The sequence below is a fragment of the Methylomonas sp. Uni0009 genome, assembly GCF_054188105.3.
Genome location: NZ_JBTAFN010000001.1, coordinates 1,614,873 through 1,637,085, shown reverse-complemented (window position 1 = coordinate 1,637,085; position 22,213 = coordinate 1,614,873). Strand labels below are relative to the sequence as shown.

Annotated in this window: 21 protein-coding genes; 8 read left to right on the top strand and 13 right to left on the bottom strand. The window is 51.7% G+C overall.

The annotated features are described in order from the left end of the window. The first annotated feature begins 2 nt into the window (after positions 1-2). From dinB to ACWAU0_RS07605, 4 genes are all read left to right on the top strand, one after another. On the top strand, positions 3-1,094 hold the full coding sequence (gene dinB / locus ACWAU0_RS07620; RefSeq protein WP_458138824.1) for a DNA polymerase IV: 1,092 nt from the start codon (positions 3-5) through the stop codon (positions 1,092-1,094). Positions 1,095-1,263: 169 nt separating this feature from the next. Then, positions 1,264-2,688: a hypothetical protein gene (locus tag ACWAU0_RS07615; protein ID WP_458138823.1), complete on the top strand. Its 1,425-nt coding sequence runs from the start codon at positions 1,264-1,266 to the stop codon at positions 2,686-2,688. Positions 2,689-2,990: 302 nt separating this feature from the next. After that, positions 2,991-3,902: a hypothetical protein gene (locus ACWAU0_RS07610; RefSeq protein ID WP_033155283.1), complete on the top strand. Its 912-nt coding sequence runs from the start codon at positions 2,991-2,993 to the stop codon at positions 3,900-3,902. A 463-nt stretch (positions 3,903-4,365) separates the two neighbouring features. Beyond that, positions 4,366-4,923, top strand: coding sequence for a C40 family peptidase (locus ACWAU0_RS07605; protein WP_240618033.1), 558 nt, complete (start codon positions 4,366-4,368; stop codon positions 4,921-4,923). Here the strand turns inward: ACWAU0_RS07605 and ACWAU0_RS07600 are convergent. From ACWAU0_RS07600 to ACWAU0_RS07580, 5 genes are all read right to left on the bottom strand, one after another. Beyond that, positions 4,920-5,591, bottom strand: coding sequence for an NAD(P)H-dependent oxidoreductase (locus ACWAU0_RS07600; protein ID WP_458138821.1), 672 nt, complete (start codon positions 5,589-5,591; stop codon positions 4,920-4,922). The genes ACWAU0_RS07605 and ACWAU0_RS07600 overlap by 4 nt on opposite strands. Position 5,592: 1 nt before the next feature. Continuing rightward, positions 5,593-6,345 (bottom strand): DUF5765 domain-containing protein, encoded by a 753-nt coding sequence (locus ACWAU0_RS07595; RefSeq protein ID WP_458138820.1) that lies wholly within the window; start codon positions 6,343-6,345, stop codon positions 5,593-5,595. A 173-nt stretch (positions 6,346-6,518) separates the two neighbouring features. Next, positions 6,519-8,726: a primosomal protein N' gene (locus ACWAU0_RS07590; RefSeq protein WP_458138819.1), complete on the bottom strand. Its 2,208-nt coding sequence runs from the start codon at positions 8,724-8,726 to the stop codon at positions 6,519-6,521. Between the two features lie 400 nt (positions 8,727-9,126). Continuing rightward, positions 9,127-9,624 (bottom strand): disulfide bond formation protein B, encoded by a 498-nt coding sequence (locus ACWAU0_RS07585; protein WP_101052790.1) that lies wholly within the window; start codon positions 9,622-9,624, stop codon positions 9,127-9,129. A 70-nt stretch (positions 9,625-9,694) separates the two neighbouring features. Next, the gene (locus tag ACWAU0_RS07580) at positions 9,695-10,648 is read right to left on the bottom strand and encodes a universal stress protein (RefSeq protein ID WP_084153300.1); all 954 of its coding nucleotides are present in this window, start codon (positions 10,646-10,648) and stop codon (positions 9,695-9,697) included. A 321-nt stretch (positions 10,649-10,969) separates the two neighbouring features. Here ACWAU0_RS07580 and ACWAU0_RS07575 point away from each other — a divergent pair, with 321 nt between their 5' ends. Then, a complete protein-coding gene (locus tag ACWAU0_RS07575; RefSeq protein ID WP_033156926.1) occupies positions 10,970-12,190 on the top strand; it encodes a potassium/proton antiporter in 1,221 nt (406 codons plus the stop codon). A 28-nt stretch (positions 12,191-12,218) separates the two neighbouring features. On the opposite strand, the gene ACWAU0_RS07570 is transcribed toward ACWAU0_RS07575, so the two are convergent. Genes ACWAU0_RS07570 through ACWAU0_RS07555 form a run of 4 tightly spaced genes read right to left on the bottom strand, consistent with a single transcriptional unit; the run spans position 12,219 to position 16,224 of the window. Then, the gene (locus tag ACWAU0_RS07570) at positions 12,219-12,923 is read right to left on the bottom strand and encodes a potassium channel family protein (RefSeq protein WP_033156927.1); all 705 of its coding nucleotides are present in this window, start codon (positions 12,921-12,923) and stop codon (positions 12,219-12,221) included. Beyond that, positions 12,920-14,524 (bottom strand): NAD-binding protein, encoded by a 1,605-nt coding sequence (locus ACWAU0_RS07565; RefSeq protein ID WP_458138818.1) that lies wholly within the window; start codon positions 14,522-14,524, stop codon positions 12,920-12,922. The genes ACWAU0_RS07570 and ACWAU0_RS07565 overlap by 4 nt, the downstream gene beginning before the upstream one ends. A 6-nt stretch (positions 14,525-14,530) precedes the next feature. Beyond that, the gene (locus ACWAU0_RS07560) at positions 14,531-15,244 is read right to left on the bottom strand and encodes an SDR family oxidoreductase (protein WP_458138817.1); all 714 of its coding nucleotides are present in this window, start codon (positions 15,242-15,244) and stop codon (positions 14,531-14,533) included. Further along, positions 15,232-16,224 carry an SPL family radical SAM protein gene (locus ACWAU0_RS07555; protein ID WP_458138816.1) on the bottom strand — a complete coding sequence of 331 codons (993 nt, stop codon included), beginning with the start codon at positions 16,222-16,224 and terminating at the stop codon, positions 15,232-15,234. Before ACWAU0_RS07555 ends, ACWAU0_RS07560 begins: the two co-directional genes overlap by 13 nt. 391 nt (positions 16,225-16,615) lie before the next feature. Between ACWAU0_RS07555 and ACWAU0_RS07550 the strand changes: the two genes are divergently transcribed. After that, positions 16,616-16,972, top strand: a complete 357-nt coding sequence (locus tag ACWAU0_RS07550) for a hypothetical protein (protein ID WP_458138815.1) — start codon at positions 16,616-16,618, stop codon at positions 16,970-16,972. A 61-nt stretch (positions 16,973-17,033) separates the two neighbouring features. Here ACWAU0_RS07550 and ACWAU0_RS07545 read toward each other — a convergent pair whose 3' ends face one another. Then, entirely contained in the window at positions 17,034-17,927 is an 894-nt protein-coding gene (locus ACWAU0_RS07545) for a PilZ domain-containing protein (protein ID WP_458138814.1), read from the bottom strand. A 108-nt stretch (positions 17,928-18,035) separates the two neighbouring features. Beyond that, positions 18,036-18,626 (bottom strand): LOG family protein, encoded by a 591-nt coding sequence (locus tag ACWAU0_RS07540; protein WP_458138813.1) that lies wholly within the window; start codon positions 18,624-18,626, stop codon positions 18,036-18,038. 156 nt (positions 18,627-18,782) lie between these two features. Here ACWAU0_RS07540 and ribF point away from each other — a divergent pair, with 156 nt between their 5' ends. Then, on the top strand, positions 18,783-19,727 hold the full coding sequence (ribF, locus tag ACWAU0_RS07535) for a bifunctional riboflavin kinase/FAD synthetase (RefSeq protein WP_319962128.1): 945 nt from the start codon (positions 18,783-18,785) through the stop codon (positions 19,725-19,727). Continuing rightward, complete coding sequence (locus tag ACWAU0_RS07530; RefSeq protein ID WP_319962130.1) at positions 19,724-19,954, top strand: DUF1289 domain-containing protein; 231 nt, start codon at positions 19,724-19,726, stop codon at positions 19,952-19,954. Before ribF ends, ACWAU0_RS07530 begins: the two co-directional genes overlap by 4 nt. Here the strand turns inward: ACWAU0_RS07530 and ACWAU0_RS07525 are convergent. Then, positions 19,951-21,432, bottom strand: coding sequence for an oligosaccharide flippase family protein (locus ACWAU0_RS07525; protein WP_319962131.1), 1,482 nt, complete (start codon positions 21,430-21,432; stop codon positions 19,951-19,953). The genes ACWAU0_RS07530 and ACWAU0_RS07525 overlap by 4 nt on opposite strands. Before the next feature lie 115 nt (positions 21,433-21,547). Beyond that, positions 21,548-22,120 carry a TetR/AcrR family transcriptional regulator gene (locus ACWAU0_RS07520; protein ID WP_319962132.1) on the bottom strand — a complete coding sequence of 191 codons (573 nt, stop codon included), beginning with the start codon at positions 22,118-22,120 and terminating at the stop codon, positions 21,548-21,550. Positions 22,121-22,213: the final 93 nt, after the last annotated feature.

Genomic DNA, 22,213 nt, shown 5'->3' with positions numbered 1-22,213 from the left:
CAATGGAAGCATCGCCGCGCAAAATCATCCACATCGACATGGATGCATTTTATGCGGCGGTTGAACAACGCGACCATCCCCACTATCGAAATAAACCCATCATTGTCGGCGGCAAGCCCGATTCGCGCGGCGTAGTCGCCACCTGTAGTTACGAGGCCCGCCAGTTTGGCGTACGTTCGGCCATGCCTTCCGCGCATGCTTACCGACTCTGCCCGCAAGCTATTTTCGTTAAGCCGCGTTTTGATGTTTACCGGGAAGCGTCCGAGACTATCCGTGGGATTTTCGCTCGTTACTGTGAACGTTTCGAACCCTTGTCGCTGGACGAAGCCTATCTGGATGTTAGTGATAGCGAACTATACCAAGGCTCCGCGACCTTGCTGGCCAAGCACATCAAGCAGGAGATACGCCGACAAACCGAGTTAGTGGCATCCGCCGGCATTTCCTACAATAAATTTCTCGCAAAAATCGCCTCGGATCTGGGCAAACCGGACGGCTTGTATCTGATTACGCCCGAACAAGGTCCGGAGTTTGTGGAAAATCTGGCTATCGGCAAGTTTCATGGCATCGGCCGCGCTACCGAACAGAAAATGTACGACTTGGGCATCGTGACCGGCAAGGATCTAAAGCAACTGCCATTGGCGGAATTGCAACGGCATTTCGGCAAAGCCGGCCAACATTATTACAATATCGCCCGGGGTATTGATCCGCGCCAGGTCAATGCCAATCGAGCTCGCAAATCGGTGGGTATCGAAACCACGTTCGACCACGATATAGCCGACTTGACCACCATTCTGCGCTATTTGCAGGATTTGCTGGAAAAAGCCCTAGTCAGATTGGCGGAAAAACAGCTGACGGCCTATACGCTAACTGTGAAAATCAAATATCAAAACTTTGTGCAAATTACCCGAGGACGCACCTTGGCGGAACCGATCAGCGATAGCCCGAACACTAGACTGCTATTGACCGAATTACTGAAAAATACCGGCATCGGCACCTCCAAAGTTCGATTACTGGGTGTGACCTTATCCGGGTTGGAAAATGGCGATAAGCGCTTGGGTCAGTATAGGCAGATGGATTTGTTCGACCTGGGTTGAAGCGGATTTGCCATAATACGAGGCTATCATCGGGGTAGTTCCTTTCTTCAAGATAGTGACTTTTCACGACAGTCTTAATCGGGGTGGGGGATTGTTCGGCTCAACAAGCTTTGAACCCACCGGAAATACTTCGGTTTCAACATTGCGGTTTCAAATATTGTCAAACTTAATGTCATTGGCTCGAAAAATTAGCGCGGTGGCGGAAATGCGGCAGGCCGAATGGATTTTTATCTGCGGATTCCTTATCCATCTCGGCATCATGTATCCGGGATTCATGTGCTATGACGCGGTCAATCAAATCCTTGAGGCTCGCGAAGGCGTCTATTCCGATTGGCATCCGCCGTTAATGGCTATTATCTGGCGCTTCACCGACAACATCGCACCAGGCCCTGCGGGCATGCTGTTTCTGCAACTTGGGTTGGTGTGGACCGGCGCCTACCTGAGCTTTCAAGCCTTTTTTAAGCCCTATGGCGGCAAGGCCTTAGCGGCATTACTTGGCGCGATAATATTTTTGCCGCCGTTGTTCGGTATCAGCGGCGCGATTTTGAAAGACATGCTGATGTGGGGCGCGCTATTCACGGCTTTCGGCATCGCGGGACAGATAAAAAATCATGACGAACAAATCCCGCGCATTGCATTTGTATTATTCGCGCTGACAATTTTGGTTTTATGGTTAGCCATCCTGATCAGACACAATGCATTGTTCGCCACAATCCCCATACTCAGCTTTGCCTTATATCGCTTATATCCCAAAAACAGCCTACTGGGCTTGATCCGCACAGCCGTTCCCGGCGCGGCGCTTGCGCTTGTTTTATTTATGACCACCGGAGCGATAAACAACCGGCTTGCCGACAGGCATACCTATCCCTGGGTCGCCAACGCCTCATTTGATATTGCCGGTGTCATCAAACGGCTTGAAGATAAAAGCAGGCAACAAGCTATTTTCGATCAATTGGCTGGTAGCCTAAATTCAACAGGTTCTGTCGAGCCTTTGCTAAAAGCCTATACGCCGATGTATTGGCGGGAGGTTTTCCGCACCAAGCCGCCCACCTTGCAGCTGCCAAAAAATTCGATGGAATCGCAGATCCATGGCTTTGAAAGTATCTCCGACCAGCAACGGCAAATGCTGCATACGCTGTGGATAAACACCATACTCGCAGAACCGGTTTTATGGGCGCGTCACCGCCTGGCTGTATCGAAATATGTCCTGGGCTTGGTGCCGGATAACAGCTGGAGCCCGGTGATAATGGCTAAAGATTTTCCCAGCGACTTAGAGCACTTCTATGGATCTCATCCAAAAGCGACCAAATTACAGGAGTGGCTGGAGGCGGGTATGTCGAAGTATGGCGAATACTGGTTTTTTCAACCCTGGCCTTATTTCGTGCTGACAATTTGTCTATTTTTTGCCGCTGCTTTTCGTGGCGTGACGGCCAACATCGAAGTCATTTGCCTAACTTCCAGCGCCATCCTGCATGAGCTGGGCTTGATGCTGGCAGCCCCATCGCCCGATTTTCGTTACTCACACTACATGGTTTTTTGCAGCTTGCTTAGCTTGCTGTTGCTGGCGCGTCCCTGGTTGACAAAAGCCAAATAATAATTCGGCGTTTTGCAGTTTGAGTATGCCATCCCAAACCGTATCTGTTCCAAATTTACAGTCAATCGCCAATTTCTTTAAGATTATGCCAGTAGAGAATTGCGGTTTCTGGAAGTGATGAATTGTCACAATCGACCAGTTGTTGTCTGTCGACCAATCTGATTCAATGGCGGCAATTTAATCATACCCGGTCACAATTACCTGTTACAGGTGATATACGTAAATCAATTGCATATGATCGGACGCTTCGGCTATCGGCTCAAAACCGCGTTGGACGAACTAAAATAACTCAGGCAATCAACGTGACGACAGGCTTTAATTGGAATTCCTTTGAAACCACTATTGAACGAAGGATTCGGTCTTTAGAGTGGATTCTTGATCAAGCGTATCCTACTCATCCACAACAACCAAAGCACTTTATTAGGATGCTCCACACAAACAGGCTAATTGAAGAGAGTGAGTGCGCAATAAATGAGAATATCGTGACTGTTTCGGGTCAGGAGTTGCGTTATTGGTTTCGCCCTTACTGCCAACCGGGATCACAACCATTTGACTCCTGCAGATTGGATGGACTTTTTGGCTTCATGCGCATAGTAATCTGGCCGCGCATGGTTAAAGAGTGGTCTCTAGAGCGCCTAATTCTTGAACCGAAGCTTGATGAGAAAAGTAGGTCCATGGTGGAAACGTACCTACAACTACAGGCGAGGGCAAAAGAAATGGCGAACAGAGAGATTGAGTCACTTCTTAAAGGCAAAAGTGTTCATCTTCAAGTAGTCAAAGCAATAACTTCGCTAGACATTGCTTCCGTTAGCGCTTTTGCAGATAAGATAACGGTAGAGACAGTTGGGATAGGGCGTGAGGATCTATTGTCGCTTGTTGATGCGGTTAATCGAAGGGACGAGGAACTAATTGCATCAAAGCGAAGATCGTTTACGTTCCGTGTGCTTTATCAAGCGCGAATGAACGACCGTTCTCAAGATCCCTTAATAGAGCCACTTACTTATGGCACCGGTGAATTTCAAAGAAAAATGTCCGAACATTCCAAAGCCCTTACGATCGTAGCAGAAAGGCATTTCGCAGAATCTTTTAGGAAATTCTGCCAATGCGATGCCGTTAAGAAGATCGAAAGTGAAGTGTTTGGACAATATAGATCAGTTCACTCACAGGACTTTTCGAAACGTGTCGAAGAACTGGTATCAACTGTTTGCCATTAGTGAACAATTTATGATCTATACCAGCCATTGACAAAGACACCTCGAACGGCAGAAGTTGGCCGATTCAAGGCGTTCAATATCTGGACCGGGCATTAAAATGCATAGCCGGTTAGCAATATACAGCAAGTAGCCTCGATGGAATCGAGGATTCGAATGCCAACACCCTTAAAATTTGCCGAGGTTAGTCTGGTGACAGATGGTCGACACCCTCGATTCCGCTAACGCTGCATCGAGGCTACGCAAGACCAGCGCCGGTCGTACAATCATAATCACTATCAGGCAGCTATGCATTCCACTGGGGTCAATGAAGCCAAAATGCGATGGTCAGCTAATGGCCTATCCAAGGCTCTCAATATCTGGATCGGGCTAACAAATGCATAGCCGGTTAGCGATATACGGCGAGCGGACGGCGAATAGCCTGTCTATAATATGCAAATTGATGATTTTATTGCCGATAAATCCGATGTCCATCTGTCTATCTTACCGCCGCGCTTTATTACTGCTGGTTCAGATAGTGGCGGTTGCCATGCTGAGTCAGCTTACCGGCTGCGCCAACAAAGAAAAAGCGCCGCTGACGGTATTACCCGCTCCCGAAGGCGGCAACCGGATTGCAGCGAATGATGCGCTGCAATTGCAAGGCGCGCCTTATGTTTACGGAGGGGAATCGCCCAGCCAGGGTTTTGATTGCAGCGGTTTGGTTTATTACGTCTATAACCGTCAGGGGGTGCGTCTGCCGCGCGATACCCAATCCTTAGCCAGACAATTGCCGGCTGTGCAGCCCGAGCAAAAACAACCGGGCGATTTGTTGTTTTTCACCACCGAGCGGCCGTTTTCGCATGTGGGGATTTATATTGGCGGTGAGCAGTTCGTGCATGCACCGAGTAGCCGGACCGGGCAGGTGATGGTTTCCGACTTAAGACAGCCATATTGGCGGGAACGCTTTATCGGGGTGCGCCGTCCTGTGGCGCGTTATTCCTTGTCGCTGAACGACAGCGATTACAGCGGCTGCCGTCTGAATTAATCCAGCCAGCGCACCACCGCATCGCGCTGTTGCCGGGTCTTCGGCCGCGCTGGCGGATTTTTCCGGTATCCAAACGCCACCATATACGCCGCGGACCAGTGTTCTAAATTTACGTCGGCATCTTCCGCCAAGATCCGCTCCACTTCCACACGCTCAAAACCTTCTATCGGACAGGAATCGATCCCGATCAGCGCCGCCGCCGTCATCATATTGGCTAGCGGCAGATAGGTTTGCCGGGTGGCCCAATCGGTCAGCGTACGTTCGGAACCCAGTAAATCAAAATCGCTGCGCTGAAACTTCTCGATCAAGCCGCTACGCAGGCTGATGATGTCTTCCGGAAACTGCTGTACCTCGCGCATGATGTGTTGCAGATAGGCACTGTCGTAGCGCATGAAATAGCTTTTCCGCACCAGCGTCAACACCACATGGCTGGCGGTAGGCAACTGCTTTTGCCCGCCCCAGGTAACAGTCCGCAGTTTTTCCCGTAATTCCGAATTTTGTACGACCAAAAACTGCCAAGGCTCCAGCCCAAACGAACTGGGCGAGAGTCTGGCAACTTCCAAAATAAAGTCGAAATCCGCGCCGGCAATTTTACGTTCGGCGTCGAATTCCTTACAGGCATGACGAAATTGAAATGCGTCGAGAATATCCTGTTTGCTGATGCTCATGTTACAAGCTGTCGCCTACTTCGCGGTGATAGAACGGCCATTTCTTCACATGCAAATGTTTTCTGATCGGCGTTTTGATCACCGATACGCAGAGTGCAATCGAGAACAGACACCATACCGCGCAATACTCGTTCGGATCGTTGGTGGTGACGTCAGAAATCCAGGGTCCGATCAAGTAGTGGAACCCTACAAAGCGCCAGGAACCGTAAATGATAGGCAGATAAAACGCCGCCAGGATGTACGAAAACGCATGCAAGCCCCAATTAAAGCCAAACAACCAAGTCACGGGTTGCGACATCAAGCCGTTCAAAGGCATTTGCCAGGCAATGTGCCACTCACCGGACACCGAGCAGGTTTGTACACCGCAAAAGCCTTCAGTACCGGGCACGCAGTCGCCGGCCCAGGCGAACGGATACATCTTGATCAGCATCGCCAACGAACTGATGGCACATAAGGTATAAACCGTGGTTCTAATCTTTAATTTGACGCTTTCCGGAATGAAGTACATCGCCACCATATTTACGAAAAACGGTTGGAAAGCGATATGCAGATAACCGAGCAGGGTGAGCACCTGATTATTGGGGTTATCGCACAGATTGATATACACATACGTTGCCGCCTGTAGCAGTTCCATCAGGGCAAAATAAGTTAACGGAATCCATAGCTCCTTGGATTCGCCTTTGTAAGCCACGTAAACGGCGGTCGTTAAACCTGCGGCAGCCAGAACGCCTGACGCTTCTCCACTCCAACACATTGAAAAATACCTTCTTTATTTTAGTTATAGGCATAGACATCTAGTTTGTTAGCGTGCCATCCAACGGCGCTTAAGTTACTGATTTAGATGTCTATGGGTTTTGCTACGGTCCGTCGTAAAGGGCGGGAATTATTACATAAACCGGACTAAATCGCCGGATTTTGGCGGACAGGCTAGTACAAGTCCACCGGATCGACATCCAGCGACCAACGTACCTTTTTGGCTTCCTTCAACGCATAAATGGCGGGCAACAAATTGTCCAGCAACTGATGCAATTCTTTGCGCTGCGGACTCTGCAACAGCAACTGGTAACGAAATAAGCCTGCGCGTCTAGCCATCGGCGCCGTCACCGGCCCCAGAACCTGCACTTTGCCGGGATTGAGCTCGCTGATTTTCCGGCAAACCGCCTGTAAAAACTGTTGCGGTTCCTCGGCCTTACTGGCTTGCACCCGCAGCAGGGCCTGATGACCGAACGGTGGCAAGCCGGCCTGCCGCCGCTCCTGGAGGGCACTTTGCGCGAAAGCCCGATAACCTTTGCTTAGCAAAGTCTCCAGCAAGGGATGTTGCGGATGCCGGGTTTGCAATACCACCTTGCCGGGTTGATCGGCCCGCCCGGCCCGGCCGGCGACCTGCACGATCAATTGCGCCAGTCTTTCGCTACCGTGGTAATCAATACTGAACAGGCCGCTGTCTATATCCAAAATGGCGACTAGCGTCACCCCTGGAAAATGGTGGCCCTTGGCGAGCATTTGCGTCCCGAGAATAATATTGACCCCGCCATCGTGAATCTGCTCCAGATATTGTTCCAGCGAACCTTTGCGTTGTGTGGTGTCCCGGTCCAATCGCACCACCACCTTGTCCGGAAACAAGCTTGCCAGGGTCTGTTCGATACGTTCGGTACCCAATCCCAGCGCCTGCAATTCGCCGGTTTTACAAGCCGGGCACTGCTTGAGCAAAGATTGTTCGCTGCCGCAGTGATGGCAGCGCAGCAAGCGGTCGGCAGCGTGAATCACCAAATTGGCATCGCAGCGCCGACAGCGCGAGACCCAGCCGCAGCCATGGCAAATCTGCACCGGCGCATAGCCGCGGCGATTGAGAAAAATCAGCGCTTGTTGTTTTTTGGCCAGCGTAGCTTGGATTTCCGCCAGCAGCGGTTCAGACAGGCCGGCTTGCATTCTTTTATTGCGAATATCCAATAACTGAAAGCTCGGTGCCGTGGCATTGCCGGCCCGATTGGGCAAATGCAGTAATTGGTAGCGGTGCTGGGCGACGTTCGCCATGCTCTCCAGCGACGGCGTCGCCGAACCCAACAACACCGGGATACCCAAACCCTTGGCCCTGGCAATGGCGACGTCCCGCGCGGAAAAGCGAAAACCTTCCTGTTGTTTGAACGAGCTGTCGTGCTCTTCATCGAGAATGATCAGGCCGGGGCGCGGCATTGGTGTGAACAGCGCGGAACGGGTGCCGAGCATGATGGCGGCATGGCCTTGTTGCATGCTCAGCCAGGCATGCAAACGCTGGTTATCGGTTAACTTGGAATGCGTGGACACCAGGTTCACGGCAAAACGCTTTAGAAAACGTTGCTCCAATTGCGGCGTCAGGCTGATCTCCGGCAGTAAAACCAGCACCTGTTTGCCCTGCGCCAACACCTCGGCGATGATCTGCATATACACTTCGGTTTTGCCGCTACCGGTCACGCCTTCCAGCAAGGATACGGCAAAGTGGCCCAGATTGGCGATGACCGCATCGATAGCCGCCTGCTGGTCGGGGTTGGCCGGTAACGCGGTCTTAGTGACGGCTAATCCGCCGCCCGGAGCGGATTCGTGCGCCGTGACCAAGCCCTTGTCGAGCAAGGCTTTCAACGCCGGCTTGTAGGCGCTAAGCGCGGCAGCCGTCATCGCACTCCCGGTGGCCTGCAACAAAGCCAATAGCGCTTGTTGCTTGGGTGCGCGGCGTAATTGTTCCGGGGAAACCAGCCGACCCTGCGGGCTGAGGCCGAAACAGGGTTGGTGTTGCAGTAAAGCCGGCCGGCCTTGGCGCAAGGCCACCGGAAACGCCGCTGCCAGCACTTCACCAATCGGGTGGTGATAATAGCGGCTGGCCCAGCGTAATAACTGGATGTCGGTGTCCGCCAATAGCGGCTGGGTATCCAGAACGGCGGTAGCCGGTTTGAGTTTATCCATCCGGACGCTGGAATTGTCCGCGACGGCCAGCAAAATCCCTACCTGCTGGCGCTTACCGAAAGGCACCAACACTCTAACACCTGCTTGCAATTCCGACACATTAACGCCGAATGGCGGCAAATAATCGAATAAGCGGTCCAGCGGAACTGGCACGGCAACTTTCAAAATTAAATTGCCGGAAGTATCACAGTTAGGCATGTCTCGTGATGTTTTTTTGATATTAGATCGCTAAGTGGTTAACAGGATTGAGGAATCTGAGTTACCCACAAAAGCTGTGGATAACTCTGTGGATAGGCTTTTGAGAGAATCGCTTAGTGTCGGTTTTTATTACACATTTGTTAAATTGTGCAAATTTAAGCCAGCTGATTTGCCAATTATAAATCAATGACTTACGTAAAAAATTAATCTGTGTTAAATATCGCAGGCACTATCGCGATGCTACGCAAGCTATGCCCCGTTTTTGTGCATAACCTGTTGCGGAGCTGTGTCGATTCGACGCGGTAACTGCTGCAGTTGCAACAATTGGGTGCCGCGAAAAAATCAGGGAGCTAACACCGGCGACTTTTGACATAGCTGAACCAATTTGCGAATCCCGAAGCTAGACGGCATCGGCATCGTTAAAAAATTGCAGGCATGCCCATCCCGCCAACAACAAAAACGCGAACAAGGTCCAGGCCGGAATACTCAGGCCCAGCAAGGTCCAATCGACTTTCGCGCATTCGCCGGTGCCGGTCAGCATCAATTTGATCGTATCCGCCAGCGGGAAATGTTGAAACACGTATTCCAGCCCCGGACTGCATTCCGGCACCTCTTCGGGCGGCAGATGTTGCAACCAGACATGGCGGGCCGAGACGCTGGCGCCGATCAGCGCGGCAGCGGCACTGCACAGCGCATAAACTTTGCGACCGCGATTATGCAAACCAGCGATTAAAAAAATCACGCCTGTCGCCAAAATGGCCAAGCGCTGCGAAATACACAGCGGGCAAGGTTCCAACTCTTCGACAAATTGCAAATAAGCACCGACCGCCAACAGCCCAGCGCAAGCGGCAAAGCCCAGGAAAAAACAAATACGTGGATTAAATTTTAAAAAATTCATTTTCTATGTCTTGGATTAATACGGAAGCTGCAAAACTTCGGTTTAGGGCAAAAGCTGGCTCAAACCCTGTTCATGCCAAAGGAGAAACAAAACCGTCCGGCTTGACTGCGAGCACTGAACATTGGATACCGTTAAGGATGACTTCGGCAGTGTTGCCGATGATCAAACCTTTGATGCCGGTACGCGCCACCGTTCCCATCACCAGTAAATTGACGTCCAATCTTGCCGCCAAAGCCGGAATATCGTCCCGCGCACTCCCTCTGACCAAGTGCAGCCTCGGCGATAAGTAATTGTAAGCCTCATCGCCTATCCAATGCCGTAATTTAGCAGCCAAGCCATCGAGCCCGGCCTGATAGCGGGCTCTTTCGGCTTCAATCTGCATTTCGACGGTTTTACTCGGAATTTCGCCTGCCCACGCGCTCAACATCGAGTCCCAAACGTGTACCAGATGCAGTTCGGCGAAATCGGCGAGCGCTACGGAACTGGCGAGCTCCAAAATTCTGCGGTTCAATCCTTCGTCCGCTCCGTCCGCGGACCACGGATCGAAATCGACGGCGGCCATGATTTTGGCATAATTGTTCGTTTCTTCAGACCGCATCAACCAGACCGGACGCGGGCATTTGCGTAACAAATGCATGTCCGTACTGCCGAACAAATGGTCATGGATACCATGGTCGCCGGCGGCCAATTTAATGACCAAATCATGGTCGCCATCCAGGGTCTGACGCACAATTTCGATAAACGGGCTGCCAACCCGGATTTGCACATCAACGGGGTTCACGCTGCTGTAGCCAAGCAGTAAGGCTTCCAGCTTCTGGCGCTCCTGCTCGCGCAGCTGATTGTCGATTTGCTCCGGCGTATAAAGCTCAAGCAAAGCGCCCAGACGCGGTTGTTCGACGACCTGTAAAAACGTCAATCTGGCTTGATTGTTTGCCGCCAACGCGATCACCCGCTCGATAGCCTGCCGCTGGTCGACGGCAAATTCGGCGACATACAGGATGTTTTTGAATCGGTTCATAGCCATGGTGTTGAGATCGTATAAATAGCCGAAATGCTTAGATTCCGGCTATATTGTCCGGGCAATCGAAAGCCACTTTGGCGGCGGATGCGCGTCCAGTACCAAAAAACTCCGTTTTCAGCGGGGCCATGCGATTACACTCCGGCCTCAGACTTTACCGCGTCACGGCAAGTGAGGCAATCGCCGCTGTTTATCGGCACGGCACAAATCGACGTGGGAAGTAAGACACGATTTGCTTGGACCGAACATGCCGGCTCAAGCTTGCAAGACCGCTCATTTGCCCATACATCTTAACTACCGTAAATTCCTGATCACAGAGAATCGCCCATGCCCTCCATCGAATTGGTCAGTCTAGTTAGCGCCAGCCTGCTATTAATCAGCGTGTTTTCCAGCAAACTGGCCAGCAAAGTGGGCATTCCTTCGCTGCTGTTTTTTCTCTTGACCGGCTGGCTGATCGGCGAGTTCGGCGGACCGGAACTACATAGCCCGGAAATTGCAAAATTTATCGGCGATTTTGCATTGATTTTTATTTTATTTACCGGCGGCCTGGACTCGCATTGGCCCAATATTCGCCCGGTGTTATGGCAGGGGTTATGCCTTTCCACACTGGGCGTGTTTATCACGATGCTGCTGTTAGGCAGCTTTGCTTGGTTTATCCTCGGCTCATTCAGCACCTTTTCGCTGGGCGTTCATGGCATTACGCTGACTCAAGGCCTGTTGCTGGCCGCTATTGTCTCTTCCACGGATGCTGCCGCGGTGTTTTCCGTGCTGCGCTCCAGTCACATTGTTTTGAAGGGCAAGTTGCAACCTTTGCTTGAGTTGGAATCCAGCAGCAACGATCCGATGGCCGTGCTACTGACTGTTACCTTGCTGAATTATGCGACCGGGGCCGAATCGGCTTTTCTGGAAGGCGGCATGTTTTTGGTTATGCAACTGTTGATCGGTGTGGCCGTGGGTTATGGCGGCGGGCGTTTCATGGTCTGGTTGCTGAATCACATGGGCTTAAGCTCGGCCGGCTTGTATGCCATAGCCTCCATAGCATTGGTGTTGCTGACGTATAGCGGCGCTACGTTTATGCATGGCAATGGCTTTTTGGCCGTTTACGTGGCCGGCATTGTGGCCGGAAACCGGGAAGTTACCCACCACCACTACATCAATGCCTTCCATGACAGCTTCGCCTGGCTGATGCAGATCATTATGTTTTTAACCTTGGGCATGCTGTCGGTACCCTATCGCGCCGAATTGTCGTCCTTGGCCAGTGTGGCCGTGGCGATTAGTTTGTTTCTGATGTTTGTAGCACGCCCGGTCAGCGTCTTCATCAGTTTGCTGTGGGCCAAGATCAGTTTTAAGGAAAAGCTGCTGGTTTCCTGGGTGGGTTTGCGCGGTTCCGTACCTATCGTACTGGCAACTTTTCCGTTGGCGGCCGGCATCAAAGAGGCCGGAGAGATTTTTGTCCTGATCAGTTTTATTGTGGTGATGTCGGTGTTGATTCAGGGCTTTTCGCTAGCGGCTTTGGCGCGTTGGCTGGGATTGGCAGAGAAAAAATAAAATCGGCAGGGCGCAGTCCAAGTGCCGGCTAGATTTTACAAAACTCATTTTCGACGTCTTTTTTAAATGCTCTAATTTCCCGCGAGGGCCCCAAAATCACCAATATATCGCCAACACTCAAACGGCGATCAAATTCTTCCGCCACAAAATGCAGGCGTTCGCTGACTTGTTTATTGACGATGCCGATCAGTATCAAATTGTACTGCGAACTTAAATGCAGCTGGCTGACGTGGGCATTCTCCAGATAGCTGTTTTCCGGAATCGCCACCTCGGCCAGATGCAAATCGTGTCTGCCGAATACAGTGTGATCGAAAATATCATTGATATCCGGCCGCTTCAGCATATCGTGAATTTTGCGCCCGCAGATTTCATACGGGTCGATAATCTTGTTGGCGCCCGCCGCTATCAGTTTTTCCGCCGACTCCGGACTATCGACAATCGCCACGATATTCAACGCCTTATCCAGTGCCCGCGCTGATAGCGTCAGAAATACATTTTCCGAATCCGTGTCGAAAAAGCAAAACAGCGTATCGATATGCGCACCAATGCCGATCAGCTTCAAATCGTCGTCGCTACGGAAATCGATATTCGCGGTTTCGAAGCCGTTTTCCCGCGCCAGCGCCGCTTTGGCCGGATCGTGATCGATCACGGTGATTTGATATAGCTCTTTGTCCAGCCGGCTAATGGCCTCGAACGACAGCCGGTTGTAACCGAATACGGCGATGTTTTTCATTTGGGCTGCCTGCTGAATAAACGGCGTTGTTCCACCTGATCGCGAAAATGATCGATACCGTACTTACGGCCCAATAACACCAGCATGTCGCCGTGCCGCAGGATAAAGTCCACTTCCGGATTGAAATAAAAATGTTGCTGATTCACCTGGTATTTATTCTTGTGTTTCAGATGAATCGGATTGTCGCTGATCACTCCCAACAAGGTGAGCTTACGCTGCTGCAAATCCAGTTGGCCGATTTTTTGATTATCCAGCGGCGACTTTTCGCTGACCAATACCGACTCCATCACCGTCTCGGTTTGATTATGCAAAATGCCGGAGATGGCCTCGAAAGCAACGGGCTGACCGACAAATTCCGCCGCCAGCAATCCGGCAATCTCAAACGGCCTGATGACGTTATCAGCACCGGCCTGGTAGAGCTTATTGACGTTGTCATGCCGATTGGCGCGGGAAATTATGCGCAGGTTTTTATTTAAATGCCGGCTGGTTAAGGTCACATAGACGTTAATCACATCGTCGCCGGTGATGCACAGAATGGCGCTGGCACCGCGGCAAATACCGGCGTTGATCAACACTTCATTGTTACTGGCATCGCTTTCTATCGCCAGATAACCGCGTTTCTTGGCCAAATCAATCCGCGCCGGCACTCTATCGATGATTAAAAATTTTTGTCTGTCGTTGTCTAAATGCCGGGCAATCTCTTGCCCTACCCGGCCAAAACCGCAAATGATGATGAAATTGTCATAGCGGTCCAGTTCGGCGTAGGTTCTGGATTCACGAACCGACAACATTTTCTCGCTGAAGGCGGCAATCAGGATGGACGTGAAGAACGACAACACGCCCAAGCTGGCCAGTATCAAAAAAATTGTCACCCAGCGGCCGCCTGTGGTTTGCGGGGTAATGTCGCCAAAACCCACCGTCGCCAAAGTCACGATGGTCCAATAAAAGGCGTCGAATAAATTATGGATGCCGCTATCGGTAGCTTGATACTCGAACATGTAAATCGACACGCTGGCGATAAACACCAAAAAGCAGGTGAAGATCAACAAGGTCATCAATTCGAAGCGTTTGCTCGCCAAAGCGTCGGCGAACAATTTGGCGCTATTGGAATAGCGGAATAGTTTGAATAGCCGGAAAATGATGAAGATACGCAGGATCGCCAACGGCCGGTAGCTGGGCAAAATGGCCAGAATATCGATAATCGCAAACGGCGAGGTGATGTACTCAATATCCCTGACGAAGGCTTTGCGAAACACCCCGAGCAGATTGAAATCCAGATTCAAATACAGCGCTTTCTCGTATTCCTCAATGATGACTTTATAGGTGTCCGAGTAAATCCAACCCCTGATCAGATATTCGATGATGAATATCATCAAAATCGCCAGCTCGAAATAACCGCCCATCTTGCTGTCTTCGTGCTCTATATCGTAAATCAGAAAAATCACGCTCAAAATCAGCAAGCCGATCATCGTCGCGTCGAAATATTTCTTTTTGCGGCTATGGCTGTTTTCTAACAGATCGTAAAAAAACAGCTTGGCTCTGCGATACCCGTCGGCGGATTTGAGGTAATAAGCGCAATAAACGATGAGTTTGGCTAGCATGTGGGGTTATTTCTTAAATTCGATCACTTTGCTGGAGGGGTTTAAATTGATTTCGTCGATGACGCAATGCGGGCCGGCTTGCAGGATATAAGACACCGCGTCGGCAATGTCCTCCGCCAGCAAGGCTTGGCCGGACTGTTTGCCGGGCGCGAACGACAATGCATCAAAAAACGCGGTATCGACCATGCCCGGATTAACCAAGGACACCCGCACCGAACTTTTACCGCACTCGTCACGCAAGGCCTGGCTGAAGCCGCGTAAGGCAAATTTGCTGGCGCAATAGATGCTGCCGTTGCGGCTGCCTTTTAACGCGGCTTCCGAACCGATATACACCAGGTTGGCATGGGCTTTTTGCTTCAGTTTCGGTAACAACGCCCGCGTCAGATAGGCTTGGGCGGTAAAGTTGACGGTCATCAGCGTCTCGATTTGCGCGTAGGAAAACTGTTCCAAACCGCCAAATTGGCCGTAACCGGCGGCAAATACCACCGCATCCAAGGCCGGGAAATCGCTTTGCAGTTGCTTGGCAAACGGCGGCACGTCAGCCAATTGCGCTAGATCCAGCTCGCGGCCGATAAACTGGGGGTGATGTTTGGAAAACTTCCGGCAGTCGCGCGATGTGCCAATCACTTGATGACCTTGCGCCAGCAATTGCCGGGCAATCGCCCGACCGATGCCGGAACTGGCGCCGGTCACCAATACCGTGCGCTTTACAGTGTGCATGGAAAATAGGCGCTGTGCGGGATATATTCCAGCAGCATTTGCGCGCAATCGGCCATCATCGCCTGTTCCAGATCGGCGCGGTAAGACACCATGCCGGACGCGGTTTGCAGCGGGCTGGCGAACAATCTTTCATCCGGATATAGCTTATGCATTTTTTTGAAATATTGCTCAGGCAAGCGAAACACCCCCAAGCTGACCGAATGTAGGGCCTGGGCATCGATTACCGCAAAGACTTGCTCGAACAAGGTCCGGTATTGCTGCCGATAGTCGTGCTGATAAATCAATGGGTCGAAACGCAAACCAATTTGCCAACCTTGTTGCTGTAATTTAGCGGCGGCTTCGATGCGCTTGGCTACGTTTGGCGCCTTGGCTTCCACTTTATCGGCCACCGCATCCGGCGACAGGCTGAAAGCCACCACGCAACGCGGCACCACCTCGCGATTCAACAGGCTTCTGATTTGCGTACTCTTGGTACGCAATTCCAGCCAGGCATTAGGCAAGTCAGCAAACACCGGCAAAAACTGTTCAGCAAAGTCGGTGACCGGCTCAAAAGCCAGGCTGTCGCAATCGTAGCCCGAGAAAAAATACACATCCTGATCCGGCGTTTGCAGACAGGTCTGGCGAATCTGTTCCTGAAAGTCCTCGTAATTCACAAACAGCACATAATTGGCCGACTGGTACATGCCCTGCAAAAAGCAATAGCGGCAGTCGTACAAGCAATTCAGCATGTGCGAAAAATAATAATTGCGCTGGCCGCCGATACCGTAACCGGCCGGCGCGGGCAACACGAACTTTTGGTACTTTTCCGCCAGAATCAGGGCCGGATGTTGCTTTTGTAAGCGAAAGTTTTGCGCCTTGGGATTGAACACCTCGCCGTATCGCTCGCAAACCACTGTCCGTGCTTGCGGAAAACGCCGCCGAATCGTCGCTACGCGCGGGTGCTGCTCGATAGCGGATTCGATGTATAGCGTGTCTATCATGGTGGCTGAATGCGGCAAAAGGCGGGAGAGCATTATAAATGATTGCCGGCGACGGGGCGCCAGCTTACGCCCGATAAAACTGCAAATCCGCGCGTTGCGGCCACTTGTCGCAACTGCCCGGCGCAAATGGTCCGTTGCCGGCATGCTAAATCCGTTATGATGGCGCCTGAAAAACAATAACGTTTTTCAATTGGACCCAGTAGGAAAAAAGATACTTCCCATCAGCATGGATTTGCTTCAAGCCTTTTGCCGGCTATATGGCAAAGGGTGCTGTACCGGTGCTACTTCACGACGAACTTAGACCTATAAGTTGCCGGTGCAAAAAATCTATTCTGTGATGACGTGTTTTTTAGGGCATTGGACCTATTAACCATCACACGAAAACTATCTAATGAAATTATTTACAAAAGCAGTGTTAACGCTGTCATTGGCAGCATCTTTGAGTCTGGTCAACGTTTGTGCCTTTGCTGCTGAAGAAGCGCCAGTTGCAGCAGCACAATCAGGCGCCGCAGGCATTATCGCTCACATCGAAAAAGCGCTGGTTGAAGTCAGCAAAAGCGATTTCTCCGCTGCGCAGATTCATCTGAAAGCCGCCAGAACCAGTTCCGAAGCGATTGCCGGCAACTCCGAAGCCGCGAAAAAAGCTCACGCCTCTTTGATGCAAGGACAGATCCAGTCTAAAGCCGGTAACGTAGCTAAAGCCACTGAAGAATTGACCAAGACTATCGAACTGTATAAAGCGCTGTAAGGCTTGAACAGGGCTGGGCTGTTATGTCGGTCCAGCCTAATTCAGGGGCAAACCATAGCCCCTACATCCCAAAATAGGCATAGCCGCTCACAGCTATAACGCCGATTCCGACAATCTTGATCTTATCCACCAGCGCTTGCTCGCCCCAAAAATAAAGACAACTGGCTTTTTTGCGGCACCAGAAGGCTATAAAGCTATTGCCGGCCCGCCGACAATTCCGGGGAATAATGCGCCAAATGAAGTACAAGCCAACCAGGCCTAGCGTACACAGAATGTAAAAAACGATGACTTGGGTAGTATGCGTATCGGTATGGAATGCATGTTCTATGACATGGTCCAGATTGTATTCGGCGTACTCAAACATCAAGTGCGCCACATGCAAAACCACTTCGAAAACATGATGGATCAGGCCCATCAGCAGCCCGAATGCGGCATCCGGCATTGCCAGAATTAATAAGGCCAGGCTTAACAGCAGGCCGTTCACGGCCCGCTGTTGTGTTTTGGTTTTGTCGATATGCTTGTTTAACAGCGCCGTGTCTTCAGGCGTCAAATTGACGAATTGGGCGCCGATTAAATACGGATAACGGTCGTTTTCGTAAGGGTTGCTGGGCTTGCAATACACCACCTTACAGCAGGTCATGATTGCGGTCATATTGGATAACAGCAATATTCGCAGCATTAGATAATCGCCGGCTTGCAGCGGCTCTTGTGCAGTAAAAGCGATACCGCTGGCGCTGATATTGACGTTGAGCGTGTCGTTTTCCCTGCTTTGCGAATCGGGTAGCGCTTGAGGCGAGACGGTATCGGGCGGATTGCTGTTGCCGAGTAAATCATGGAAATTTTCCGGCGCTTGCATTTGTCCATCATGATCAAGCTTGCGATAGAACAGATTGGCTTGCTCGTGGATGCGAAAAGCCACTCTGCGATTCAATTTCTTGCCGTTTACCTTAGCCATATTCATCAAACCCTAAAAATCGCCTGTTACGTAGTGTCGATGATAGTCCAAGACCGCAAACTCTCAATCTGCATAAAAATAGCCCTGACGCAGACTGGCTGCGATTGCTCAGGTGTCGTCTTTACTGACCCACTGTTTTACGGCAGGCGCCTGGTAACTGACATAGCGGTCCAGCAACAAATTTGGGTCGGACTCGACCATTAACATGCCGCGGTGATGCGGTTTGACGAATTGCTCCGCCGCGACGTGGTCCAGAAAATTAATCAAGGCATCGTAATAGCCCGCCACGTTTAATACGCCGCAGGGTTTTTGATGAAAGCCAAGCTGCGCCCAGGTCCAAATCTCGAATAACTCTTCAAGCGTGCCGATGCCGCCGGGTAGCGCGATAAAGCCGTCCGCCAGTTCGGCCATCAGCATTTTTCGCTCGTGCATGGATTGGGTGACGTGCAATTCGGTGAGGTTGGGATGGGCGACCTCCTTGTGCGCCAAGGCTTTGGGTATAACGCCAATGGCTTGGCCGCCGAGCTTTAACACCTGATCCGCCACCGTGCCCATGATGCCGATGCCGGCGCCGCCATAAATCAAGCGGATGTTGCGGCTGACCAGGGCTTGGGCCAGCGCCTGCGCGGCCTCGCCATACGCATCAAGCCGGCCGGGACTGGAGCCGCAATAGATGCAAATGCTGTTTATCGTTGTCATGTCGGATATGCCGGAGAATTAGGGTGGCTTATATTCGGTGGAAAACCATGACGCGGCAAGACGAAATTTACTGCCGCCCCATGCACGGGCAACAGCCGGCATGGTCGCTCAGCGGTGGTTACTGATAGAATTAGGCTTTTTAGTCAGACAGCCATCATGCGCCTAATCAGGGGTTTAAATCATCTTGAGCCGTTACGCGACGGCTGCGTGTTGACCATAGGCAACTTCGACGGTCTGCATCTTGGGCACAAGTTGGTCATCGAAAAGCTGGCCGAGCATGGCCGGCGGTTGAATTTGCCAACGGTGGCAATGGTCTTTGAACCTCAACCGTTGGAGTATTTCCTCGGCGACCACGCACCGTCCAGACTGACCCGGTTGCGCGAAAAAACCATTCAGTTTGCTAAATTACCGGTCGATGAATTGCTGGTTTTACCCTTTAACCGCAGCCTGGCCGATTGCGATGCGGAGCATTTCATTCGCGACATTTTGGTCGAGCGCTTGCGCGTCAAGCATTTGGTGGTCGGGGACGATTTTCACTTTGGTAAGGCGCGGCGCGGCAATTTTGCGCTGTTGCAGCATCGCGGTCAGGAGTATGGTTTTGCGGTGGAAGATAGCCATTCTTTCGAGCTGGCCGGTTTGCGAGTCAGCAGCACGCTGATTCGCGATGCCCTGGGCGAAGGCCAATTGGCGCAGGCCACGCTGATGCTGGGCCGGGATTATTCGGTCTGCGGCCGGGTGGCGCACGGCGACAAGCGCGGCAGGGAGTTGGGCTTTCCTACGGCCAATGTCAGAATGTTTAGAAAGAATACCCCCGTCGTCGGCGTATTCGCGGTGACGATGACCGGCTTGAATGGCAACGAGTACCAAGGGGTCGCCAATGTCGGCACCCGCCCCACCTTCGACGGTGGCGCTAAAGTGGTCTTGGAAACGCATTTATTCAACTTCAATCAAGACATTTATGGGCATTACGTGGAAGTGCATTTTAAAAAGAAGCTGCGCGACGAAATCCGTTTTGCCTCGCTGAGCGAATTGAAACTGCAAATCAGCCGGGATGTCGAACAGGCTCAGCAGTTTTTCAGTGAAACATTGGACATGAAATGATTAACTCCGCAAACTTCCCGGCATCGCCTTGTGTCCGTAACTGTTGTCTGAACGACGACGATATTTGCTTGGGCTGTTACCGCTCACTGGATGAAATCCGCCTGTGGTCTAGCGCGGATACGCAGACTCGCGAACTGTTTTTGCAGCAGGCTGCCGAGCGGCGTAGCAAGATTTTGCAGGCCACTCGGTTGAGGTCTGCTTATGTCGAACAGTTGCCGAAAGCTTAAGCGCTACGCCGCCTTTGTAATATCGGCCTGACATCCAGCCAAGCCGCAATGCCTATATACGTAGACAAGCCCAGGCTACCGGCCAGCCAGACATTCACCTGATAGCTATCCAACACGTAGCGGTTGGCAAAATATAGCGCCAAACCCAATGCAAAATAACCGGTGATCTTGAAGAGCGGATAGCTCACCGGATAATAGTGCCGGCCCAAAGCCCAAGAGCAAACCACCATAAACAAATAACAAGCCAGCGTTGCCCACGCCGAGCCGACATAGCCCCAAACCGGTATCCAGCAGATATTCAAAACAATCGTCAGACCTGCTCCGGCCAGCGATACCCAGGCGCCCAAGCCGGTGCGGTCGCTCAGTTTGTACCAGACTGACAGATTGACATAGATCCCCAGCAGCAAATTAGCCATCAGTAATATCGGCACCACCTCCAGGCCCACTCGATACTCCTCGCCGATAAAATATTTGAACAGGTCGATGAACAGCATCACCACTAAAAAAATAAACACTCCGGCAATCACAAAATACTGCATCACTAGTGCATAAGCGCGTTTGGCGTCGGCACGACCGGCATAGGAAAAGAAAAACGGTTCGCCGGCGTAGCGAAAGGCCTGCACGAACAAACTCATCAAAATCGACAGCTTGTAGCAGGCGCCGTAAATGCCCAGCATCTTCAGGTTGGTGGGTAAATCGTAAGGCAGCAAGACTTTCAGAATCGCCCTATCCAGCATTTCGTTGACCATGCCGGCAAAGCCGATGATGACCATGGGCAGCGAGTAACGCAGCATGGGCCTGAGCACGCGCGGGTCGAGCTGGAAGCGCACCGCGCGAAATTGCGGCAGTAACAGCAGCAGCTTGCAAACACTGGCGGCCAGATTGGCTAAAAATATGTAACCCACGCCCAGTTTAGGGTCGTAATAAGCGGCCAGCTCGCTATCCGGCCATAAAGTATTCAGCTTCGGCCAGACCAGCAAAAACAAAAGATTCAAGCCGATGGCGATGAATATCTCGGTCATTTTGATGCCGGCGAAACGCCAGGCCCGGTTCTCGGCGCGCAATCGGGCAAACGGCAGTGCCGACAGGGCATCCAGCGCCAGAATCCAACCGAACCACAGCAAATACTCCGGATGTCGCGGATATTGCAGCCAGTCGGCCAATGGCTGTTGCCAATAGTAGATTGCCGCGATGAAGCCGAGATTGGCGATCAGCAAAAAGCTTAAAGCGCCGCGGTAAACCTCATCGCCGCTAAACTCCGGCCGCTGCCGAAAGCGGAAATAACCGGTCTCCAAACCTAGCACCAACAACACCGCAAAAAATCCGGCATAGGCGTAAAACTCGGAGACCACGCCGTATTCGCCGGCGCTGAAGGTGTAGGTGTACAGCGGCACCAGCAGATAATTCAAAAAACGGCCGACGATGCTGCTGAGACCGTAGATGGCGGTTTGGGAGACGAGTTGGCGTAGTGAGCTCAAATGCGCTTAAGTCCAAAGAATGATGGGACCTCCGGGTGAGGCCTAAGGTAGCCATATTGTAAGGTAGTTGCCGGCTTACCGCTCTATACGACACAGCCAGCTGCCCGGGCTACGTTTATTCTGCGCAGGCTAAACTTTGCTCGATCAGGACTTTCGCTGCGGCGGCGGCGGTGCGCATTGCCCCGGATTCTCGGCGTCTCTGTTCGCTAACCATGGCCCCGGAAATCAGCATTGCCAATTGTTGGGACAGTGCTTCCGGATCCCGCGCGCCGGCTTGTCGGGCTAAATCTGTCAATACTTGTTGAAAGGTGTCGGAAAACTCGGCGGCGGCCCGTTGAACAGGATTGGCGGCCTCGGCAAATTCGGCAGCGGCATTGATAAACGGGCAGCCACGAAACTCCGGGCTGGATGATAATTCATCGAATACCGCAAACACCGCCAGCAACTTTTGCTTGGGTTCGCTGGCGCGCTGTTCCATACCGATAAGGATACGATTCAGCATGGCCTCCCGGCTTTTGCTTAGATGCGCCAAGACTAGATCGTCTTTTGACGGAAAGTACTTATACAGACTCATTTTGGTGGTGCCGGCGGCTTTTACTATTGCATCGACACCGGTGGCCTTGATGCCTTGGCTGTAAAACAACGCAGAGGCAGTTTGCAAAATGTGATCTTGGAGATTACGGGCCATAATTTAAGTACCTGGAAAAAACAGCTTGCAACTATACAGACCGGTATGTATTATTTCAATAGACTGACCGGTCTGTTATAGCGCAGTCTTTAA